Annotated in this window: 18 protein-coding genes; 12 read left to right on the plus strand and 6 right to left on the minus strand. The window is 45.1% G+C overall.

Annotated elements, in window-relative coordinates; genetic code table 11:
* Positions 1–20: 20 nt before the first annotated feature.
* From MHI48_RS12720 to MHI48_RS12745, 6 genes are all read right to left on the minus strand, one after another.
* Positions 21–1,349, minus strand: a complete 1,329-nt coding sequence (locus tag MHI48_RS12720) for an ABC transporter substrate-binding protein (RefSeq protein WP_076327816.1) — start codon at positions 1,347–1,349, stop codon at positions 21–23.
* 39 nt (positions 1,350–1,388) lie between these two features.
* Positions 1,389–2,228 carry a carbohydrate ABC transporter permease gene (locus tag MHI48_RS12725; protein ID WP_076327929.1) on the minus strand — a complete coding sequence of 280 codons (840 nt, stop codon included), beginning with the start codon at positions 2,226–2,228 and terminating at the stop codon, positions 1,389–1,391.
* Between the two features lie 5 nt (positions 2,229–2,233).
* Positions 2,234–3,148 carry a carbohydrate ABC transporter permease gene (locus MHI48_RS12730; RefSeq protein ID WP_047842642.1) on the minus strand — a complete coding sequence of 305 codons (915 nt, stop codon included), beginning with the start codon at positions 3,146–3,148 and terminating at the stop codon, positions 2,234–2,236.
* A 116-nt stretch (positions 3,149–3,264) separates the two neighbouring features.
* Entirely contained in the window at positions 3,265–4,821 is a 1,557-nt protein-coding gene (locus MHI48_RS12735) for a response regulator (protein WP_076327817.1), read from the minus strand.
* Positions 4,796–6,613 carry a sensor histidine kinase gene (locus tag MHI48_RS12740; RefSeq protein WP_076327818.1) on the minus strand — a complete coding sequence of 606 codons (1,818 nt, stop codon included), beginning with the start codon at positions 6,611–6,613 and terminating at the stop codon, positions 4,796–4,798. The genes MHI48_RS12735 and MHI48_RS12740 overlap by 26 nt, the downstream gene beginning before the upstream one ends.
* A 119-nt stretch (positions 6,614–6,732) precedes the next feature.
* On the minus strand, positions 6,733–8,022 hold the full coding sequence (locus MHI48_RS12745) for a Gfo/Idh/MocA family oxidoreductase (protein ID WP_076327819.1): 1,290 nt from the start codon (positions 8,020–8,022) through the stop codon (positions 6,733–6,735).
* Positions 8,023–8,149: 127 nt separating this feature from the next.
* On the opposite strand from MHI48_RS12745, the gene MHI48_RS12750 reads away from it, so the two are divergent.
* The 12 genes from MHI48_RS12750 (at position 8,150) to MHI48_RS12805 (ending at position 19,945) form a co-directional block, all read left to right on the plus strand.
* Positions 8,150–9,052: a helix-turn-helix domain-containing protein gene (locus MHI48_RS12750; RefSeq protein WP_405144173.1), complete on the plus strand. Its 903-nt coding sequence runs from the start codon at positions 8,150–8,152 to the stop codon at positions 9,050–9,052.
* The gene (locus MHI48_RS12755; RefSeq protein ID WP_047842646.1) at positions 9,049–9,495 is read left to right on the plus strand and encodes a RidA family protein; all 447 of its coding nucleotides are present in this window, start codon (positions 9,049–9,051) and stop codon (positions 9,493–9,495) included. The genes MHI48_RS12750 and MHI48_RS12755 overlap by 4 nt, the downstream gene beginning before the upstream one ends.
* Before the next feature lie 8 nt (positions 9,496–9,503).
* Positions 9,504–10,094, plus strand: coding sequence for a GNAT family N-acetyltransferase (locus MHI48_RS12760; protein ID WP_076327821.1), 591 nt, complete (start codon positions 9,504–9,506; stop codon positions 10,092–10,094).
* A gap of 13 nt (positions 10,095–10,107) precedes the next feature.
* Positions 10,108–10,920 (plus strand): aminoglycoside phosphotransferase family protein, encoded by an 813-nt coding sequence (locus MHI48_RS12765; RefSeq protein ID WP_076327822.1) that lies wholly within the window; start codon positions 10,108–10,110, stop codon positions 10,918–10,920.
* A gap of 280 nt (positions 10,921–11,200) precedes the next feature.
* On the plus strand, positions 11,201–13,423 hold the full coding sequence (locus MHI48_RS12770) for a class I SAM-dependent methyltransferase (RefSeq protein ID WP_076327823.1): 2,223 nt from the start codon (positions 11,201–11,203) through the stop codon (positions 13,421–13,423).
* Positions 13,420–13,998 carry a histidine phosphatase family protein gene (locus MHI48_RS12775; RefSeq protein ID WP_245838095.1) on the plus strand — a complete coding sequence of 193 codons (579 nt, stop codon included), beginning with the start codon at positions 13,420–13,422 and terminating at the stop codon, positions 13,996–13,998. The genes MHI48_RS12770 and MHI48_RS12775 overlap by 4 nt, the downstream gene beginning before the upstream one ends.
* A 60-nt stretch (positions 13,999–14,058) precedes the next feature.
* Complete coding sequence (locus MHI48_RS12780) at positions 14,059–14,187, plus strand: hypothetical protein (RefSeq protein ID WP_282615749.1); 129 nt, start codon at positions 14,059–14,061, stop codon at positions 14,185–14,187.
* A 207-nt stretch (positions 14,188–14,394) separates the two neighbouring features.
* Positions 14,395–14,769 carry a hypothetical protein gene (locus MHI48_RS12785; RefSeq protein ID WP_051449706.1) on the plus strand — a complete coding sequence of 125 codons (375 nt, stop codon included), beginning with the start codon at positions 14,395–14,397 and terminating at the stop codon, positions 14,767–14,769.
* Positions 14,770–14,947: 178 nt separating this feature from the next.
* Positions 14,948–15,952: an ABC transporter substrate-binding protein gene (locus MHI48_RS12790; RefSeq protein ID WP_036608793.1), complete on the plus strand. Its 1,005-nt coding sequence runs from the start codon at positions 14,948–14,950 to the stop codon at positions 15,950–15,952.
* A 216-nt stretch (positions 15,953–16,168) separates the two neighbouring features.
* Positions 16,169–17,722 carry a helix-turn-helix domain-containing protein gene (locus MHI48_RS12795; RefSeq protein ID WP_076327930.1) on the plus strand — a complete coding sequence of 518 codons (1,554 nt, stop codon included), beginning with the start codon at positions 16,169–16,171 and terminating at the stop codon, positions 17,720–17,722.
* A 640-nt stretch (positions 17,723–18,362) separates the two neighbouring features.
* Complete coding sequence (locus MHI48_RS12800; RefSeq protein WP_036608789.1) at positions 18,363–18,680, plus strand: hypothetical protein; 318 nt, start codon at positions 18,363–18,365, stop codon at positions 18,678–18,680.
* Between the two features lie 188 nt (positions 18,681–18,868).
* Complete coding sequence (locus MHI48_RS12805; protein WP_245838098.1) at positions 18,869–19,945, plus strand: fibronectin type III domain-containing protein; 1,077 nt, start codon at positions 18,869–18,871, stop codon at positions 19,943–19,945.
* Positions 19,946–20,175: the final 230 nt, after the last annotated feature.

Here is a 20,175-nt window from a genome sequence, read left to right on the forward strand (position 1 = left end):
TTCCTCCTTACAGTATCTGGTTATTGATTCGATTCAAAAATACGAACGGTCCCGTTATAGAAGTCGGAGACAGCTTGCTCCACACTTTTTCGTCCAAATCCGATCTCTTGATTTGTCGTCTGAGCTAACTTGGAGAACTCTGCAAATCCCGGAGGATTGTAACTCACCTCAAAAGGTTCAGTCTTCGTAGCTTCAGAGACAAGGTTTGTATAGTTATAGACAATCTCCTCCACAGGGCCTGCACCTTCCTGAAGAAGATTTCGATTGGCTTCCGTAACGGGCACGCCACGGTCATTACCAAGGATTTTGGCTGCTTCAGGATCATGAATCCAGAAGTCCATTAATATAGCTACTTCCTTCGGATGTTTGGTATTTGCATAACCCGATAATCCCTGACTGGATTCAAATACAACCCCCGTTCCCTTAGGGCCTCGTGGTACAGGGAGTAGCACCAGAGGATCTTCCGTCAAGCTCTGGAATGCAGCAAGTTGGTTGGATGGTAGTAGAGTCATGGCTGCTTTGCCTGTGATCAACAGGGATTTACTGGTGTCATCATGCGGGTTGGACACCTGCAATTCCGGTGTGACTACACCGCCGGATGCCGAAGTCTTTTCCCAATACTGGAACCATTCCAGAATGTCTTCCTTGGCGAATCCAAGTGTGCCGTTTTTCATGTCATACAGTTGTTTACCCCTTTGTTTTAGAAAAATATCCATCCCGTCGACGGTAAAATTGTACGTCCCATAGAAGCCATCTCCGAGCTTGTCGGACAACTCTTTGCTGATGGCGGCATAGTCCGTCCAGTCCCAATCGGATGCTGGCAAAGGCACGCCGGCTTTCTCAAAGAGTGCCTTGTTAACAACAATTCCTCGTGCGTTCGCACCGGCAGAGATATGTTGCAGCTTCCCGTCGAGACGTCCGTATTCGATCATGGTTTCATCCATACCGTCCAAATTCAGTTCGTTGCCAACATACGGGTCCAGATTGAGCAGGACATCTTTTTTGGCATAGTCCACGACATTTCCGCCAAGGAAAAAGATATCTGGTGCTGTGCCTGATGCCAGCTGGGTATTCAGTTTGTCGAAATATCCGGAGGAGGGTGCAAATTCTCCTGAAATTTTAATATCTGGATATTTCGCCTGAAAGACTTTGAGGGCTTCATTCGTAATATCTGCCCGTTTCTGGTCACCCCACCACATGATGCGAAGTTCGACCTGTCCGCCCTCGGTAGTTCCATTATCATTACCATTGCCTGCATTATCATTAGCCCCTGTATGGTCTGTTCCAGAGCAAGCTGTTACGAGTAACAAAAGTGAAGTAATCATACCAATCATGAAACGTTTGAACATGGTAAATCCCCCTGTCTATGGATAATGAGAAACGTGTTGTTACTTCAGACCTGTGGTCGCAATGCCCTCAAGGAAATATCGCTGAAACAATAAAAAGATGATGGTCACGGGAAGCAGTGACAGGGTGGACATGGCGAGTAATGCGCCCCAATCGGATTGTCCTGAGGGATCAAAGAGAGAGCGAATGCCCAGCTGCACGGTGAACAGATCAATTTTGCTCAAATAAATCATCTGGCTGAAAAAATCATCCCAGCTCCACAGGAAGGTGAAGATCGCGGTTGTAATTAGTGCTGGAACGAGCAGTGGCACTACGATTCGGAAAAAGATCTGTGATTGCCCGCAACCGTCAATGGTTGCACTCTCGTCCAGCTCTCGCGGTATACCGCGTATGAATTGAACCATGAGCAAGATGAAGAAGGAATCCTGCGCGAGCCACTTGGGCAGAATCAGCGGGAAATACGTATTAATCCATTGAAGCTCATTATAGAGAATGTACTGAGGCACCAGAGTAACATGGTAAGGCAACATAATCGTGACCAACATCATGCTGAACCACACGCCTTTGAATCGAAACTTCAATCTGGAGAAGGCGAAAGCTGCAAGGGAACAGGAGATCACATTGCCCAACACACTCATGACCGAGATCAGCACGGAGTTGCCGAAGAAACGGCCGAAAGAGATGCCCTGCAGACCTTTCCAGCCATTAATATAGTGCTCCAGCGTGAAACTGGTTGGGAAAAGACTACCATTGGTGAAAATGAGATGGTTTGGTTTAAACGAACTGAGAATCAACCATAGTACTGGATATAACATCAGTAGACCGAAGAGTATAATGGCGGCATGCCTCCCGGCCTGAACCAGTTGTCGTTTGATTGGCATATGCATTACCTCCCCTCCTGATTGTCCCCGTAGAACACCCAAAATCGGGATGTAACAAAGACGATTGCGGTGAATACCCCGATAATGACCAACATGATCCAAGCCAGAGCCGAAGCATAACCCATATCAAAGAACGAAAAACCTTTCAGATACAGATACAAGGTATAAAACATCGTTGCGTCGAGTGGACCCCCGCGGCCATCTCCGATCACGTAAGCTGGTGTAAACGCCTGAAATGAATTGATCATGCTCATGATCAGGTTAAAAAAGATAACGGGGGAGAGCATGGGCAGAGTGATTCCGAAAAATTGACGTATTTTTCCCGCTCCATCGACATCGGACGCTTCATATAAGTCTGCCGGGATCTGTTTCAGGCCAGCAAGAAAGATGACCATGGCAGACCCGAATTGCCACACGGATAGTGTAATGATGGTGTAGACCACATAATCCGGATGCGCAATCCAGGATGGTCCCGAGATACCAAACCAGCTTAAAAACTGATTGACCAATCCATTCCCCTCAAAGAGTTGCCGCCAGACGATTGCAATCGCAACGCTGCCGCCCAAGAGGGAAGGGATGTAATATACAGTCCGGTAGATGCCGAGGGCTCGAATACCTTTGTTCAGCGCCATCGCCACCAGTAGAGCAAAGGCAAGCCTTAGTGGAACAGATAGAAAAACATAATAAAACGTCAGCCCAAGGGACCTGCGAAAGGTATCGTCCTCGGTAAAGATGTGAACATAGTTGCTAAGTCCAGTCCAAGTCGGTGATGACAGTAGATTGAATTTGGTCATGGATAAGTATAGGGACGCAACCATTGGTCCCAGTGTCAGACAGAAGAGTCCGATCAGCCAGGGCAGAAGAAACAAGTAGGCTGTGGTATTGTGCTGACCGTATAAGGGCTTGGTCTGTTTTTTCATCATGTGCCTCCCTTCTGAATGGGTAAGAATAATAGTCACCAATTATGAATTCGCTTACAACATACGGCGTTCTCTTGGTAACCACATCATACCGGGGAAGGGGAGAAGCTTGAATCTCATTTCTTCGGATCATGGCTATCGATTTTTTCGGAATGCAGCAAGCGATAGTCTGACGGACTCATGTTGAACATTCTTTTGAATTTCGAACTGAAATAACTTGGCGAACTGAAACCGGTCAGTTCCGTAATATCCCACACGGTTAATTGGGTTTCCTTCAGCAGTTGCAAGGCGTGTTTCATCCGAACACCCGTCACATACTGAATAAAAGAGGTACCTGCACCTTCCTTAAACAATTCGGAGAAATAGGTAGGATAATAGTTAAACCGTTCAGCGAGTAACGTCAAGGTTAGCTCCTGCATGTAGTTCTCCTCGATATATCGCTTGGCTAAGTCTATAACCGTCTCATCCCCATCTTCTGAAGGAAGTTGTCGACTCAGGAAGTCTTGAGCCCATTGCATTAATAAGCGTTCTGCTTGATCTGGCGTCTTAAGCCACAGTATCCATTCCGGGGCTATAGGAAAATCCATCAACAATGAAATTTGAAAAATGCTTCGTGTCATTCGGGAGGGAGAAAGCTGGAGTGCCTCGTGAAGTTCCTTGCGGATGATGCTGCGGAAGGAGTCCAGTTCCCCTCGAATGAGGCAATGATGCAGCTTGCGTGTTGTTTCTTCAGGTAGTAATGGACTATAGTCCGTTCCTGGCTGAGTGTTAGGCTCGCTGACAGCCCGTTCAGCTGAATTCCATGCCAGAAGGGAATGGATATAACCTTCTTTCCAGTGCTCAAGTCCGGAACCAGAAAGCCCCACCCCAATCTTGAGTTCCATGGAAAAAACGGATGCCGTATGTTCCGTAAGTTGTTGGATGAATTCATGCTGCATACCATCTTGCACTATGAAATGCATGATCCCTGCGTGTGCCGAATCATGAAAAACCTGGACATTGTCTGAATCAGACTGGGCGATTTCATAACATACCATTTCGAAAGGAAGATGCATCTGCTCGTGTAATCGATCTTTTCGAATATCCGGCTTGTCCGATTGACTTATACTCGCGGTGATGAAACAGACCTTCTGATCCTGCCATGATTCGAGATGGAACAATCTGAGCCGTTCTGGCATGGAGGAAGGCGGTAGGCGATTGCCTTTGACGAGATCAAAAAGGAAACGTTCCTTCATTTCCCAGTAATACTGAGAGAGTCGCCATTGCATCAATTCGGAATCGCCTCGTATTTTACGTTTGTCATCCAGATCCGCTTTGATTTTGCCTAATGTGGCTTTCAATTCATCCCGGGTTACAGGTTTCAGTAAATAATCCATGACCTGGCTGCGGACCCCCGCTCTGGCATATTGAAAATCCTCATAACCCGTGATAATGATAATCTGAATGGAAGGGTTATAACTGCGGCAGACATCCAATAGTCTGATGCCATCCATGACAGGCATATTCATATCGGTAATCAGCAAGTCAAAATGTTCAGATTTCAAAAGTTCATCCGCTTCGATCCCATTAGAGGCTTCTCCTGTTATGACAAAACCCATGCCATGCCAATCGACTTTCAATTTTAATCCTTCGCGAACTTCGATCTCGTCATCTGCGATTAATACGTTGTACATCATATTCCTCCTGTACGGGTAGAGTCAGTTCAATGTAAGCTCCTCCGCGCTCATCGTTCTCCACATGGACCGTGAACAAGCCACCATAATGCAGACGACAACGAGCAATGACATTGCTCAGTCCAATATGCCAGCCTTCATTATGCAATATGGATTCCAATGAGGAGGGAGCAACCGGATGTTGCAACTTATTGATTATTTCTGCTGGGATACCCGGTCCATTGTCTAAAACGCTGATGTGCAGACGATCATACATCCGGTTGATCCGTATCTGTACCTGAGCTGTCGTCTGATGTTGGAAGCTGTATTTCACTGCATTTTCAATAAGTGGTTGAAGAATAAACTTGATGATGACCACGTAGTTCAGTGTACCTTCCAACGTTACTGAAATGTCGAGTTTATGACCGAAACGAGTCTGCAAAATGGAGATATAACGCTGCACATAATCCAGCTCTTCGGTTAGCGGAACACGGTCGTCATTGGTATTGATAGAAAAGCGCATCATTTTACCCAGATCCTCAATGACCTGAACCGTATCATCCGTTCGGCGCTGAATGGCAAGGCTGCTAACCAGCTCCAGAGTATTAAACATAAAATGTGGATTAATCTGTATGAGAAGTGCCTTGTACTCTGCTTGCTGGCGAAGTAGTTTCAGTTCAAATTCATTCTGGATATGCTGCCGCAGCTGACTGATCATATAACGGAAGGTGAAGATCACATAACTGATCTCGCTCTTTACATTTTTATCCGGAGGCAGAAGTGAATCCGCTTGGTCAAAAGCACCTCGTTGAACCTGTCTCATCGCCAGCACCAGTCTGGTCAAAGGTTTGGTTACGCCGTGGGATAACCATGCAGCAGCCAAGAGGGAGACCAGAATCAGGGCAATCGTCACCACCACAATTGTGCTTTGGAGCTTATGGAGAGAGAGGTACATTTCCTTTTCAGGTGCGATACCCGCCAACATCCAGCCGGTACGTCCCAGTTTCTTGAATACAAGAATGTCTCGCTGTCCTTCCTGGTTTTTGAGGTATGCCACACCGGATTTGAGCGGGCTGTTTCGAAAACGATCGATCTCTGCGGTAGCTACAGCACCCAACGTTTCTACCTGCTGTGACAGAATAGGATTTCCTTGCTCGCCCAGCAGAAAAATAGTGCTATTCTCCGCAAGATGTATGCGCCGGAGCGGCTCCAGAAAATAAGATTCACTGACATTCACCTTCATGACATTCTGCGCTGTAGCATGATGAAAGGTGCCGATGGGCATCAGCAGACTGACCACCGGATTACCATGATCTCTGACACGTTCATGTTGGTCGGTGTGTGCAGGTAACCAGCGTTCTCCCAACGTGTAGAAATTCGTATACCAGGATTCTTTTACAAATGCAGGGTCATATGTTACCTGATTCTCGCTGCCAATTCGCAGTCCATTCCGACGATAGATGGATACATCCGAGATACTGGTGTAACTGTTGGTTGCCTGAGTGAGAAAACGGCTCATCGCAAGATTGGCCAGCATCTTTTCTCCTTCGGGCAGGTTCGGATCACCGATCGCGTTATCCCAGTTTTTGCCCATATCACTATTGAAAACAAGAGAGGCGACATCGTAGATCTGCATCTGCACCATGTCTACGTATGAACCGTATTCCTCCATTTTCTCAAGAGCAGAGGATTCGATGTAAGAGCGAATGACCGTGCGTGATTCCTTGAAGAGCAGGTAGGAGAGTGTGCCAAAAGCGAGGACAAACAGGACAACGATAAAGGCAATCAGACGGTTTTTTAAAGAGAAGAACATAGATTTCCTCCTTCTACCGAGTCAACTTGCGTGCAGATTAATTATAAAAATATAAAAAAGACTGCGTGATATGCGCAGCCTTTAAATGAAATTAATAATGTAGTGCAGACCTGGGGGACTTAGAAACGAACCAGATTATTGACGTTGACAGGCAAACCCGTCGCGATGGCGCGATTGGCAGCAATACCCGTCAGAATGGATCTGGCACCGTCCACATGGTTAGCAGCACGATGGAACGGATCTTCTACAGGCTCTCCAAACAGATCATTCAGCAGAACCGGGTCACCTCCGCCATGTCCACCTGCTTTCTCTTCCACTTCAACCTCATATGGCGCATCGAACATCGGGAGAACCCGCAACGTTTTACCGATTAAAGCACCTTCTTTACTTTTGTCACCCAATGAATTGACATAAGATTGCTCCACAATGTTCATTTCAATCCGGCCTTTGGTGCCATTAATGGCAATGCGATAACCCTCCCATGGCTGGTAGGCAACGAGGGAGTAGGTCAGAATGGCTTTGTTCCGATACTTCACAAGAACACCCATTGTATCCTCAATGTTGATGCCATCCCCAAATACACTCTGATCGCGCTGGTAACCATCTTCCGATTCGGCATCCAGATACATGTACTTCATATGTGCGTCTGAATCCAAATGCAGTGCAAAAGGGTCATCCTTTGCGATCGGGTTGCCGGTTGCCCGGTTGTAGAATTGCGTTACACCGCGTTCTTCTGCGTTTTCTCTGCCGTAATACATCAGATCACCAAATGCAAACACGGTATCCGGTTGCGAGCCAATCCAGAAATTCACCAAATCGAAGTGATGGGTGGATTTGTGCACGAGTAATCCGCCGCTATTACGCTTGTCCCGATGCCAACGGCGGAAATAATCTGCCCCGTGGCGGGTATTCAGCAGCCATTCAAAGTGAACGGAAGTGACTTTCCCGATGGTATCATTCAGAATAAGTTCTCGAATCTTAGTATGGTGCGGTGCATAACGGTAATTAAAGGTGACTCTTACGTTCTGACCAGTCCGCTTGACAGCATCCAGAATCTCCTGACATTTCTCCTCATCGATGGTCATCGGTTTTTCGGTGACAACGTCACAACCCAGTTCCATCGCACGAATGATGTACTTGTGATGGGTGCGGTCAACACTCGTTACGATGACATAGTCAGGTTTCTCGTTCTCAATCATCTGATCAAACTGATCTGCAGGATAAGTGGGTACCTCAGGATACTCGTACTTTTCCTTCAATAGTTGATTCGCGTAGTTCATACGGACTTGATTTATATCACAAAAGCCGACAAGCTCGGATGTATCCCTATAATCCCGGGTCAAAGCACCATAAAAAAATTCGGCGCGGCCGCCAGTTCCGACTAATACATAACGTTTCTTGTTACTCATGTCTATCGCCTCCTTGAATATAGCTCTAGACTATAACAAGGGAGTACTTCTTTCGCCGCATTTTATGCGTAACCGCTTTCAAATGCCGCATATTTTGCTATAATTTATGGAAAGGAGAGAGGGCGACATGACAGAACCTTTTCGTGCAGATTTTCATGATCCGACGGATTTGTTGCACATCGAATATGATCGTCGCATTGGATATTTCTCGATGACGGATGACCATCTGCATGATCATTATGAGTTGTATTATCTGTTGTCTGGCGAGCGTATTTATTTCATTAAGGACCGGACCTACCGGGTAAAGGCTGGTGATCTGGTGTTTGTTGACCGCAATACGGTTCATAAAACATTGGAGAGTGGCATGCCTGACCATGAACGGATGGTGCTGTATTTGAAGCCTGAGCTTTTTGCAACCATAGCTATTTCCGCGGAGTTAGTTGAAGGCTTGAAGGAACCCTTCTGTTGGGAGATTCCTATTGTAAGGTTTCCATCTCAAGTCACTGAGGTTCTAGAACGGATGGTTAGCGAAATGGTGGATGAAATGCTTCGTCCTCAACCTGGAAGCAACCTGTTGCTCCGTCACCGGGCTGTTGAATTGTTGCTCCATGCCTATCGTAATCAACACTTGGGCAGGTTAAGCTCCGATGATCGTGAGCCGATTCTTCATCCCAAGACACAGGCAGTTGTACGTTACCTGAATGAGAACTATCAGAAACCACTGACATTACCGGAGGTGGCGGGCATGTTTCGCATTAGTCCGCATTATCTGAGTCGATTGTTCAAACAAACGACGGGCTTTACCTTCAGTGATTATCTGAATCTGTTACGGGTGAAGGAAGCGCAGCGTTTACTGCGAGAAAGTGAAGAATCCATTACGGACATCGCCTGGCTTGCGGGGTTCAGTAACTTCTCTCATTTTGGCAAGATGTTCAAACGTACCGTTCAGGTATCACCAAGAGTTTATAGACAGGAATACAAGGAATCGGGTTCCGTGAGGACCATAATAGAGGGAGAGAATATACGATGATTGAAGCGAGATTAAATGAACTGGGGATCATTTTGCCACAGGCCAGTGCCCCCGCAGCGAAATACGCCAATGCCGTTATTGTGAATGGAATTATGTATGTATCCGGGAAAGGACCGGATACCTCCGAACGCGGCAAACTGGGATCAGACTTCACAACAGAGCAGGGGTATGATTTTGCCCGGAATGCTGGACTGGAGGTGCTTGCTGTCGTTCGAGATGTGTTGGGTTCACTGGATCGGGTGAAGAGAGTGGTTAAAGTGCAGGGATTCATTAATGCGTCCGCTTCGTATCAGGAGCATCATAAAGTGCTAAATGGTTTCTCGGATCTGATGATGGAGGTATTTGGGGATCAGGGGGTACACGCCCGTTCGGTATTCGGTGCCGTATCTGTGAGGGATAATTTGCCGCTGATCATTGATTCCATATTTCAGGTAGAGGAGTAGGTATAACGATGACAGAATCGTCTTCATCTAATCCGATCATGCTAACGATTCCAGAGAGCTTCCATACGGAACGCCTCACGATTCGAGCACCGCAGTGGGGGGATGGCGCAGCCGTTAATGAAGCGGTCCGTGAGAGTGCGGAGCAGCTGCGGTTGTGGTTACCTTTTGCCGAGAAAATCCCTTCATTGGAAGAGTCTGAAGTGACTGTTCGCAAAGCAAGGCTGAAATATCTGGAACGTACCGACATGATGTTACATTTGCGTGATAGACATACGGATGAATTCGTAGGCAGCAGCGGGTTACATCGTATTGACTGGAATGCACGCTGTTTTGAGATCGGTTACTGGATTCGAACATCGCGAGCTGGTGAGGGTTTGATGACAGAAGCGGTGAGAGGCATTGAGCAATTTGCCATTACTCATCTGGAGGCGAACCGGCTGGAGATCCGCTGTGACGCCCGCAATGTGCGAAGTGCCAAAGTAGCCGAACGAGCGGGTTATACGCTGGAAGGTGTACTGCGCAAGATGAGACGTGACAGCACAGGTACGCTGGTCGATTGTATGGTTTTCTCCAAAATCAGAGGCAGTGAGTTCGAGTAAAGGGAGGGTAGATATGGAGCGAATCGGTCAAGGAAGAACTGCGGAAATCTATGCGTATTCGAACGAGCACATTATGAAGTTATATCGAATGGATTTTCCTCACGAAGCCGTCCAGAATGAATTTAGAATAAGTGAGTTGGCATTCAAAAAAGGACTCCCCGTCCCACAGGCAGTATCCTTAATAGAACATACTACATCGCGAGCAGGCATCGTTTTTGAGCGAATCCAGGGGATTACCCTGTTATCACTTATCATTCAGCAACCGGAGTTACTAGAGCAGCTGGCGTTTAAAATGGCTGACTGCCATTACAGACTTCATTGCGAGCGAGATGATGAAGGAACACTCCCCTTACAGAAGCAGATTTTATCGGGAGCGATTCGCAATGTTCGATTATTGTCGGAGGACGATCAAGCGCGAGTCCTTTCTTACTTAACAACATTGCCTGATCAACAACAGATCTGTCATGGCGATTTTCACCCTGATAATGTTATGCTCAGTGAGGCTGGCGATCAATACTGGGTCATTGATTGGATGACTGGTATGTCCGGTGATCCTGCGGGTGATGTGGCTCGAAGCTGGGTAATATTAATGAGTGCCACATTGCCGGAAGATACAGAGCCAGTTATACGAATGGTTTTTGAAAAGGCTCGTGAATCGCTGGTCGAATTTTACATCCATCATTATATGCAACTTTCCGGGATTACACGTGTAGCAATAGAGTCCTGGATGCTGCCAGTTGCTGCCGCGCGTCTTGACGAGGATTTGCCCGCTCAAGAGGTGGAACAGCTGCTCAAGTTTGTTCAGGAACGAATTCGTCTGTTATAAAAGTTGAATTACATATTATTTACACTGACACTACGATGACAGAATAACCTTTCAATCGCTGTTATCCCCAGATTTTTTTTGATTCCCTTTTCCGAAGGGGAAAATCCGGGGATAAAGGCGAAGCATATGCTTCCGAAGCAGCTTTCTTGCAGAAAGCTTTTAGCTTCGCTTTTTCAGGTTTTTTCTGTCCTCTTCGTTATAATGTTAATAATTAGTTCAACTTCTATAGACGAATCTAATGATTTTTTTATATAAGGGTAGAGAAAGAGGGGACATATTTATGCTGCATTCATTAAAGGCCATACAATCATACAAGTCAGGTAATACGCCGGAAGCCCAGCAGCTATGGCTGCAACTGCTGGCAGCAGCGGAGAAACCCCATATTAACCTCGAACGCATTCATTCCATTGCCGAACTTGAGGGAACTAATCCGGTACTGGACTATACCGAGCGTACACTTCACGTACTGGAGGAGCTTCAGGTTTCTTTTTGGGTGCGAGAAATTCTGGAAGACGTATTAATCTGGTCAGAGACGGCGAAGGCCGGATCACGGGAGCAACGGCGGGTATGGCAAAAGCAGGGCGTTAACTTGTTTGTACACAATGTGGGGTCCGCTCAGTTATATGACTTATACGCAGTGGCGGAGCACCTGGATAATGACATCGATAAGACCAAGGAGACGAGTATATATCAACTTGGTTCTCCGAGTGGTGCTCTGAGTAAGAATGCGGATATAAGCGAGCATGCTGCACTGACTTCACACACACCAAGGCATGAGATTATTCGTACTCTGATTGCTACGCATGGACTTATTGGTCAATACATACGGGGCGAGATTCCATTTGCCGAGAATGCTTCGCTCCACGCCTTGATCGTCAAAGGATGGCTTACTACAGATGAATTGCACACTATACTGATGGCATTAAATGAATGCATTATTGCAGGTGTTGATCCAGCGTTATGGAATCAGGTTCAGGCTGAGGTGCAGCGCATTGTAGGCTGGATTATCGTTGGACCGGATCATGAGGACTGGAGCGTGAAGGAACGGTTATCCCGCTTAAGAAGTTCATCCATTCGGCAGGGAGAAGCTATGGATACGGCTTACGCCAAGCTACAAACGGAACTGGATGTAGAACAGGCGCTGGCTCCGCTGGCTCATCGCACATTATGGTATGTGGAGTCGGCCATGCAGGATTTTTCGTTGCAGGAGATGGTAAAAGTGTTCCTGTTGACGCTTCGCAGCGAAAGTATGAATCCAACATCCATGGAGAGTCGATCTGAAATCGTTCGTCATATCAGCTTCGAACCATTGATGAATACGATGTATTACGACTACAAGGGTGTGAAGAAGCTCAATATTTACAAGAAACGAATGATTGAAAAATATTTGGAACAGTATGCATGGGAACAGATTACGGCTGGAGAGCAGATCGTCTATCCCCATCTAACCCATCGCATTGAACGTCATGCGGATCTGCCGGATACACTGTTTGTGACCTTTGAATTTTCTCCAGCGGCGGAGAAGCTGATTGCATTCTGTATTGAAGCGGAAAAGTCGCCGTTATACGAGAAGGCTGTACTGCTGTTATTTGACCTGTTCGGATTACGCCGGGATGCGTATGATCGTTTCCACAACGAAGAGACGTATTTGTCCGATATGAACAGCTCCGGTGATTACAAAAAAGTACTGCTCGACTATATCGTTGGTAAACGAGTACTGGATATTGGTCCAGGTGGAGGAATTCTGCTGGATCTGATTGAGCAGGAAAAACCGGAAGTGGAGCCGATTGGTATCGATATCTCAGCCAATGTCATTGAAGCGCTGGAACGCAAAAAACAACGTGAGGGACATCGCTGGCAAGTGATGAAGGGCGATGCCCTGCAACTGGAGCAATATGTGCAGCCGGGCACAGTGGATACGGTTATTTTTTCATCCATTCTGCATGAATTATATTCATATATTGAACTGGACGGTCGAAGATTTAATTCCGATACGGTTGTAGCAGCGCTGAGAAGTTCATTCCGTGTGCTGTCACCTGGAGGAAGAATCCTGATTCGGGATGGGATCATGAGTGAGCCGGAGGCGCAGAAGCGCCGGATTCGTTTCCAGGAACCGGATGGGATGCGCTGGCTGGAGCGGTATGCAGAGGATTTTCAGGGACGTGCAATTCAATATGAGCGGGTCTCAGACAATGAGGTCGTATTGCCGATCAACGATGCAATGGAGTTTCTCTACACCTATACGTGGGGCGAAGAGGCATACGTGCATGAAATTCAGGAACAGTTCGGTATATTCACGCCGACAGCCTATGAGAACTGTATTCGAGAAGCGCTGGGTGAACAAGCCGCGATGATTACGTTCCGACATTTTCTCCAGGAGGGGTACACGGAAGCACTTGGAGAACGAGTGATCTTCATGAAGGAAAATGGTGAGCCTGCGCCTTTGCCAGACAGTACCTGCCTGATTGTCATTGAGAAGAAAAAAGGGTTGGCGGATGAATGATGAGTGAGGCCAGTACGTTTTTGTATTTTGTCAGACATGCGGAGTCTCGATATGTTGAAGGACAGGAACGCGAGCGTGGACTGACAGAGCAAGGTCATCAAGATGCGGGAACGGTTGCCAGTCTGCTCCATGGGGAGCAGATTCAACTGTTTTATTCTAGCCCCTACAGGCGAGCGGTAGATACGATTCAGATTCTGGCAGATTGGTCAGATGGAATTGTGGTGACAGAGGAAGATTTGCGTGAACGCCAGTTGTCGAGTTCAGATGTGAAGCATGCTAATTTTCGTGAAGCCAAGCAGCAGTTGTACCGTGATCCTACGTATGCGTATTCAGGTGGGGAGTCTGGTGCACAGGCTCGCTCAAGGGCAGTAGCGGTAATCGAGAAAATTTTGGATAAACATATGGGTCACAAGGTAGTCATCGGAACCCATGGAGATGTAATGACACTTATTTTACAACACTATGATTCTTCCTACGGGTATGACTTTTGGGAGAGTACTACGATGCCGGATATTTTTAAATTGCAGTTTGATGGAACGCGCAAGTTGGTCCAGGTCACCCGATTGTGGGAGTGACAGAGTTATATATGAGAAATGCATTTGCCAGAATGATAGTGGGGAGGAGTGAGTTGGCGGATGAAAATTACGCTTTTGCCTGATACATACTTTATTGAAAATCTAAGCGTATCTCCATTACAGGATAGAATGTACTGCATATTTGATCTCGAAGGTACAGGCATTAATCCGTCTCTACGGATTTTCTGATTCGGTATTACGATCTGAATACAGATGGAATTCACAGGCACAATGCTTTGGCAGATTGTGGTGTGATCGCTGGTATCTTTGAAAGTATCCTTAGCGAATATGAGGAACTTCAATTGGATCATTTTACAGCCGATCCAAAGCAGATGATGAAACGTTTTGTTATACCAGAGATGTATCTGACTTGACGAGGAACTGGAGGAGAGATCAATGAGCAAAACGGATGTGGAGAAGCTACTGTTGGATCTTAACGAGGGACGGATTCTGACCCAGCAGACATTCGAAGGATTGGATGTGGAAATTTACTTGGATGAAAGGGATGCTTCTGCATTTGCTGACGAGTGGATGCAAGCTTTTGTACGATGGGCTCAAGATAAAGTGGTGGCTGAAGAAGAGGTGCTGCGCGCATGTAGGGAACAGGCGTTCAAACAGACCTTGGCTCTCACCGGCGAACCTGAGTTAGCGGGGTATGTGAGTGATGATATGGGTTTAATTGGTGCTGCATTGTTACAGGGTACGGCGAACGATTTCTTTGTGGATCAGTTGTTGGAAAGTTATCGTCAAGGCAGGTTGCCCCTGCGATAAGCGGGGGAGGACCAACAGGGTTGTTTTCGTTTGTATAAAAAAACAACATCAAATGTACATTGTGGGTCGGCTGAGGCATAAGGTACAATTCACCTAAGCAATCGATGAGAATGATAATCATTATATGTGAGATATTCTCACGGTTACATCAACAGATCACATAGGGGTGAAGGGTAACATGGTAGGTTTAGTTAAAGGTTTCAAAGGGTGGACGATTACATTACTGCTCATGGGTCTGGTTATTTCAGGATGTAGTACAAATACCGCTACGAATGCGGAACAGACTCCTGCAACTGCAACTGAAAGTGCGGCTTCTGGAGAAAATACTTCTGGAACCGAGACAGAGCCTGCGACACGAGTTGTACAGGATGAATTTGGAGATGTGACGATTCCGGTTCAACCACAGCGGATTGCTGGAATATATGTGGAAGATTATTTGAAGGCGCTTGATATTACACCTGTAGTGCAGTGGTATAACCCGATGTGGGGTGTACAGGATTATTTAGGACTGGATGTTCCTCAATTTGATACTACGGGGAGTATTGAAGCTTTGTTGGAATATGATCCGGATCTCATCATTGTAGATGGTGGGGTAGATATGGAGAAATATGAGATGTACTCCAAGGTGGCACCGACATATCGTCTGCCTGAGAGCGTACTGCAGGATTCGAATCAAATTTTGAAAACCATTGCCGATGTTGTAGGGAAACCGGACAAGGGTGAAGAAGTTGCTGCGGCATTTAAGGCCAAGATTGCAGATGCTAAGGCGAAGTTGCAGGAAGCGGTTGGAGACGAGACTGTCGCAGTTGTCCGACTGAATGTTAACGATGATACACTGGCACTGTTCGGTGTGAAAAATCGGTTCACCGGATTTATTTATTCGGAGCTTGGCCTAACACCTCATCCTCTGGTTAACAAGATGGAAGAATACCAGGAAATTCTGTCTGAAGAGGCCGTGCCGCAACTTGATGCAGATCATCTTATTGTGTTCCCTTCCAATGGTGAATGGTCTTCTCCTGAGAACAAGGAAGCCTTGAAGGTACTTGACAGCAAATTGTGGAAATCTCTTCCGGCCGTTAAGAACAATCAGGTATATATTATGGAAAGATCACATTGGCAATCAGGTGCGATTACAGCAAATTCCATGAAAATTGATGATCTCTTGGAAAAATTGACTCCATAATTGAATCGATTACTTAAAGAAAGTTCTTCAGCCAGGGTTGAAGAGCTTTCTTTTTTCGTATACACTATTTTAAATGATAATAATTCTCAGTTAAGGACGATGAACATGTGCCCCACGATAATACAACTGATCCCCAAGCCCTGGCTATGCTCACTTCAGCATATGGAATACGTAGATCACCATCAATCTCATATCAATAAACGTTTGTTATACAGAATGTCGACTTCACACTCCATATTTGTTGTAACGTCTGGGAAAGGTTCAATAGTTTGCTCAGATCGGGAATCTCATCTGGAAAAAGGAATGATTATGTTTGTTCCGGCTGGAACATCCGTTAAAATAGAAGGTTCGCCTTGGACAGAAAGTGAATTGCAGTATTATAAGCTTGATCTTATGGTGGCTGAGTTGAAAGAAGAGACTTCGAACGCTTTGTCTAGAAGAAACACGGAGAAGCAGCAGGAACTTTCCCAAAGTCCAGATTCTCCGACATTATTACCGCTTATGCAACTCAGTTACAGTCCGTGGAGTTCCTGTCTGGAAGCCTTGGAACAAATACTGCGTCAACAGGTCACTGGCGATTGGCTGGAGCAATGGGAGGTACAGCTTCGTTTCCAGGAGTGGTTTCGTGCCTTGCTTCGCCATAGTGCCCTCGAAACAGAAGTACCCGATGACCGTGCCCGTCTTCAAAGTTCAATTCGTTATATTGGCGACCACTATGATCAGACCATAACCGTGGATGAGCTCGCAGCAGATATTGGTCTAACAAGAGCCAGCTACACTCGGCAATTCAAAAAAATTACGGGCAAGCTCCCGCTTGAATATGTAAATGCGGTTCGGCTGGAGCGCTCGAAGCAACTATTGCAGCTTACGGATGATCGCATCCATGAAATTGCACAGAATGTGGGATTTAGCAGCGAGTATTATTTTGGCCGCCGATTTAAGCAATACGCTGGTATTTCACCTGGGTTATACCGCCGTCATCACCGTCAAGAGGTTCGTGTCTTTGCTCCTTATCTGGAGGACTTTGTGTTGGCTCTTGGCGTAAAACCTGTACTGCAATGTTCGCATCATTCTTGGGGCAGGCAGCAATATTTGGGGTTGGATGACGTACCTGAATTTGATGTGAGCCAGATGGATGCGCAGTTTAATCTGGGTAATGTACCGGACTTTATCATGCTGGATAAGGGATATGATCGATGGAATCTGGACCGCTTCAAGCAGGTAGCACCTACATTTTACGTAGATCATTTGGGAGAGGACTGGCGCTCCATTTTAAGATCGACAGCCGATGTGTTAGGGAAGGTGAATCGGGTTCAAGATGTAATTGGTGCGTATGAGGACAAGGCAATGGAAGCTAAGAGTCGGTTAGCACGTTATATGCGTGGTCAAACAGTAGCTTTTTTGCGTATATCTGCTTCGGATATTACTCTCTATGGGGTTCAGCAGGGCTATGTCGGACCTGTAATTTATCAGGATCTTGGACTGACTCCCCACTCCCGTGTGCAGCAATGGACAAGACACGAGCGGAGGATTTTCATTGGATTGGACCAGTTAAGTCAGCTTCATGCGGATCACTTGTTGATTACATTTGACACTGGAAATTCTGCTAAACCTGGAGAGGAGCGCGAACTGCTCGATAGGGATGAATGGAAACGTCTGCCTGCGGTGAAGAGCGGTAATGTGTATGAAGTGGATTTTATGTCTTGGATGAACTACGGTGTGATCTCTCATGGGAAGAAGATTGAGGATGTATTGCGGTTTATGGCTTGATAATGAATGGTCTGTGAGATGTTTTTCGAAAAAATTAAGAAAACCATATAACTTTCAAAGCTATCAAAATTTTGTGATGTAATTTACAGGCACTCTATTAATCTACTGGGATTATCCTTTTTTAATCAATAATCTGTTTGTTTAATAGACTAAACAAAGGAATTTCAATTAGATTGAGGAATATCTTGTAACAGATGGGATATAACCTAAAGGAGCAGATTAATGATCAAGGATAAAATTCCAATTTGGTTCTGGTGTACCTCGGTAGTAGTTGTCATTATGCTAGTATATAACTTGTTTCAAGTAGATTCTCGTATTAACATGCTTGCACTAGGCATACTAAATATTGCTAATGCCATTCGGATGTGGAAGAAATATCGGAACTCAGCAATTATATTTTTGATAATAGGTGTTCTTTGTGCAGTTTTATTTTTCAAATATCTATTTCAATAATCAGAAGCCTGACCATCATATATCTGGCGGTCTTTTTCGTTTTTAAAAATTAAAACATTGGAGGAATTACAATGAGCGACAAACTACAAAATAACAAACACGCTGGATTCAACATCAGAGAAAATATTATAACATTCCATTTTAATGTATAATATAGGAAAAATAGAATTGGAGAAAGGAACTTCCTATGCGGAAAAAAATCTTGGCCGTACTTTTAGTAGTAGCTGTTATTGGGATGATTCCTGTTACAGCAATATCGACGACTATGGTTGCCGAATCGCATGAAATTTCGGGTGAAGATCTTCCTGAAAGCTTACGATATGATTCTAACCATCCAGATATAATTTATGTGAAGGATTGTGGGGCCTACGAGAAAGTGGATTCGAGTTTAGTAGATTACGGCGAAGAAGAATTTGTTTTCGATGATGTACAAAAGGTAACAGATAAAACGAATGTAATTGTTGCATATGATGCAACTTATATCAAAACAGGTGAATGGGAATAGCTAATTCATTGGATATACAATCTGGAAGCGCAAGGAGAGATTTATTCTTCTTGGGCTTTTTTTATATCCAATAAAAAATAAAAATCCAGAATTTAGCTGAATTTTATAGATTAGCAAGTTTATGTTTAGACATATTTTCAAGTACATATTACATTAGTCACTTATTATATTAATAGGGGGATAATAGAGTGATTGCTAAGTTTAAGAAAACAGTATTTGCGGTAGTGTTATTATGTTTAATGAGCATGAACGTAGCTATGGCAGCAAATGAAGAAGTAGCTACAGTAGAAGGGATGCAAGGAATTTCACCTCCAAAGGAAACAGTTGTAACAGTAAATGGTACATATAGTGCGAATTATGGTAAAAATTCTATTGACGGTAAGTTGGGTACTCTTTGGAATTCGGGTGCAACAAAAGGAACAATTCAATATGTTTTTCCAGAGGAATTAAGTCTTAACTTTATTCAAGTTGCTGCGTATTCTAATCCTAAATCCAATAACTATTACACAGTGTACGGTTTGAAAGATGGTAAATGGATTTTGGTGAGCCCTAAAGTGGGAAGGTATGTAAATGCAACTGTTACCATAACCGAACCAGTAGCAATTACTCCAGGGGTCTACGAAGGCATCAAGGTAGAAGTAGATGGAGCGGCGTCATGGGCTCATATTAATGAACTTACGATAGGTGTAGTAGAGATGATGAATCCAAATATAATTGATCTGAAAGCAACTCCTGGAAATACTCAGGTCGGACTAAATTGGGGAGCCATAGATGGTGCAGAAAATTATATTGTGAGGTATGGGACGGAATCAGGAAAATATACTGAAACTGTTGTTGCTACAAAAGATGAAAATGGGAACTTTGTCATTCCTGCTCTTACAAACGGAACTACGTATTATTTTGTTGTAACGACTACGATTAATGGTGTTGAAACTGAATACTCCAACGAAGCATTTGCTACTCCGTATGGAGAAGAGCTCCCTAACCCAGAACCAGAAGAACCTACAACTCCGGAACAACCAGAGGAACCTTCCACTAACCGTGCCATCTTTGTCGTCACCATGACAACGGGTTTGGAGAAAGAATTCGACCTAAGTATGAAAGAAGTAAATGATTTCATCGACTGGTATGAAGCGAAGCAAGCTGGAAGCGGAAAAGCATCGTATGCGATCAATAAACACGACAACAACAAAGGGCCATTTAAGAGTCGGAAGGATTATATCCTGTTTGATCGGGTGTTGACGTTTGAGGTAAGTGAATACTAAAAAATGTGAAGTTCCTCCAGCTTAGCTGAAGGGGCTTCTTTTTGCTTCCCAGTGAAATGCAACTGCTCGAAAGGCTTGTTTCATCTTATTTTAGTGTAACGTTTACAAAAAAAAAGGATAACGAGCACAAAATGCAAAAGCGGATGTCCTTGACTGAACGATTGTGACATACCATTAGAGTGAAGGCTGATCTGTAACGCAGGGATTGAAGTCTTCAAGCATAGCCATGA

Origin of the sequence: Paenibacillus sp. FSL H7-0942 (assembly GCF_045040715.1) — a bacterium.
Taxonomy (GTDB): Bacteria; Bacillota; Bacilli; order Paenibacillales; family Paenibacillaceae; genus Paenibacillus; species Paenibacillus amylolyticus.

Bases quoted from the DNA above. Each gene is read 5' to 3' on its own strand.
- MHI48_RS12720 (WP_076327816.1), bottom strand. From the start codon at position 1,349: ATGTTCAAACGTTTCATGATTGGTATGATTACTTCACTTTTGTTACTC.
- MHI48_RS12725 (WP_076327929.1), bottom strand. From the start codon at position 2,228: ATGCCAATCAAACGACAACTGGTTCAGGCCGGGAGGCATGCCGCCATT.
- MHI48_RS12730 (WP_047842642.1), bottom strand. From the start codon at position 3,148: ATGAAAAAACAGACCAAGCCCTTATACGGTCAGCACAATACCACAGCC.
- MHI48_RS12735 (WP_076327817.1), bottom strand. From the start codon at position 4,821: ATGTACAACGTATTAATCGCAGATGACGAGATCGAAGTTCGCGAAGGA.
- MHI48_RS12740 (WP_076327818.1), bottom strand. From the start codon at position 6,613: ATGTTCTTCTCTTTAAAAAACCGTCTGATTGCCTTTATCGTTGTCCTG.
- MHI48_RS12745 (WP_076327819.1), bottom strand. From the start codon at position 8,022: ATGAGTAACAAGAAACGTTATGTATTAGTCGGAACTGGCGGCCGCGCC.
- MHI48_RS12750 (WP_405144173.1), top strand. From the start codon at position 8,150: ATGACAGAACCTTTTCGTGCAGATTTTCATGATCCGACGGATTTGTTG.
- MHI48_RS12755 (WP_047842646.1), top strand. From the start codon at position 9,049: ATGATTGAAGCGAGATTAAATGAACTGGGGATCATTTTGCCACAGGCC.
- MHI48_RS12760 (WP_076327821.1), top strand. From the start codon at position 9,504: ATGACAGAATCGTCTTCATCTAATCCGATCATGCTAACGATTCCAGAG.
- MHI48_RS12765 (WP_076327822.1), top strand. From the start codon at position 10,108: ATGGAGCGAATCGGTCAAGGAAGAACTGCGGAAATCTATGCGTATTCG.
- MHI48_RS12770 (WP_076327823.1), top strand. From the start codon at position 11,201: ATGCTGCATTCATTAAAGGCCATACAATCATACAAGTCAGGTAATACG.
- MHI48_RS12775 (WP_245838095.1), top strand. From the start codon at position 13,420: ATGATGAGTGAGGCCAGTACGTTTTTGTATTTTGTCAGACATGCGGAG.
- MHI48_RS12780 (WP_282615749.1), top strand. From the start codon at position 14,059: ATGAAAATTACGCTTTTGCCTGATACATACTTTATTGAAAATCTAAGC.
- MHI48_RS12785 (WP_051449706.1), top strand. From the start codon at position 14,395: ATGAGCAAAACGGATGTGGAGAAGCTACTGTTGGATCTTAACGAGGGA.
- MHI48_RS12790 (WP_036608793.1), top strand. From the start codon at position 14,948: ATGGTAGGTTTAGTTAAAGGTTTCAAAGGGTGGACGATTACATTACTG.
- MHI48_RS12795 (WP_076327930.1), top strand. From the start codon at position 16,169: ATGTCGACTTCACACTCCATATTTGTTGTAACGTCTGGGAAAGGTTCA.
- MHI48_RS12800 (WP_036608789.1), top strand. From the start codon at position 18,363: ATGCGGAAAAAAATCTTGGCCGTACTTTTAGTAGTAGCTGTTATTGGG.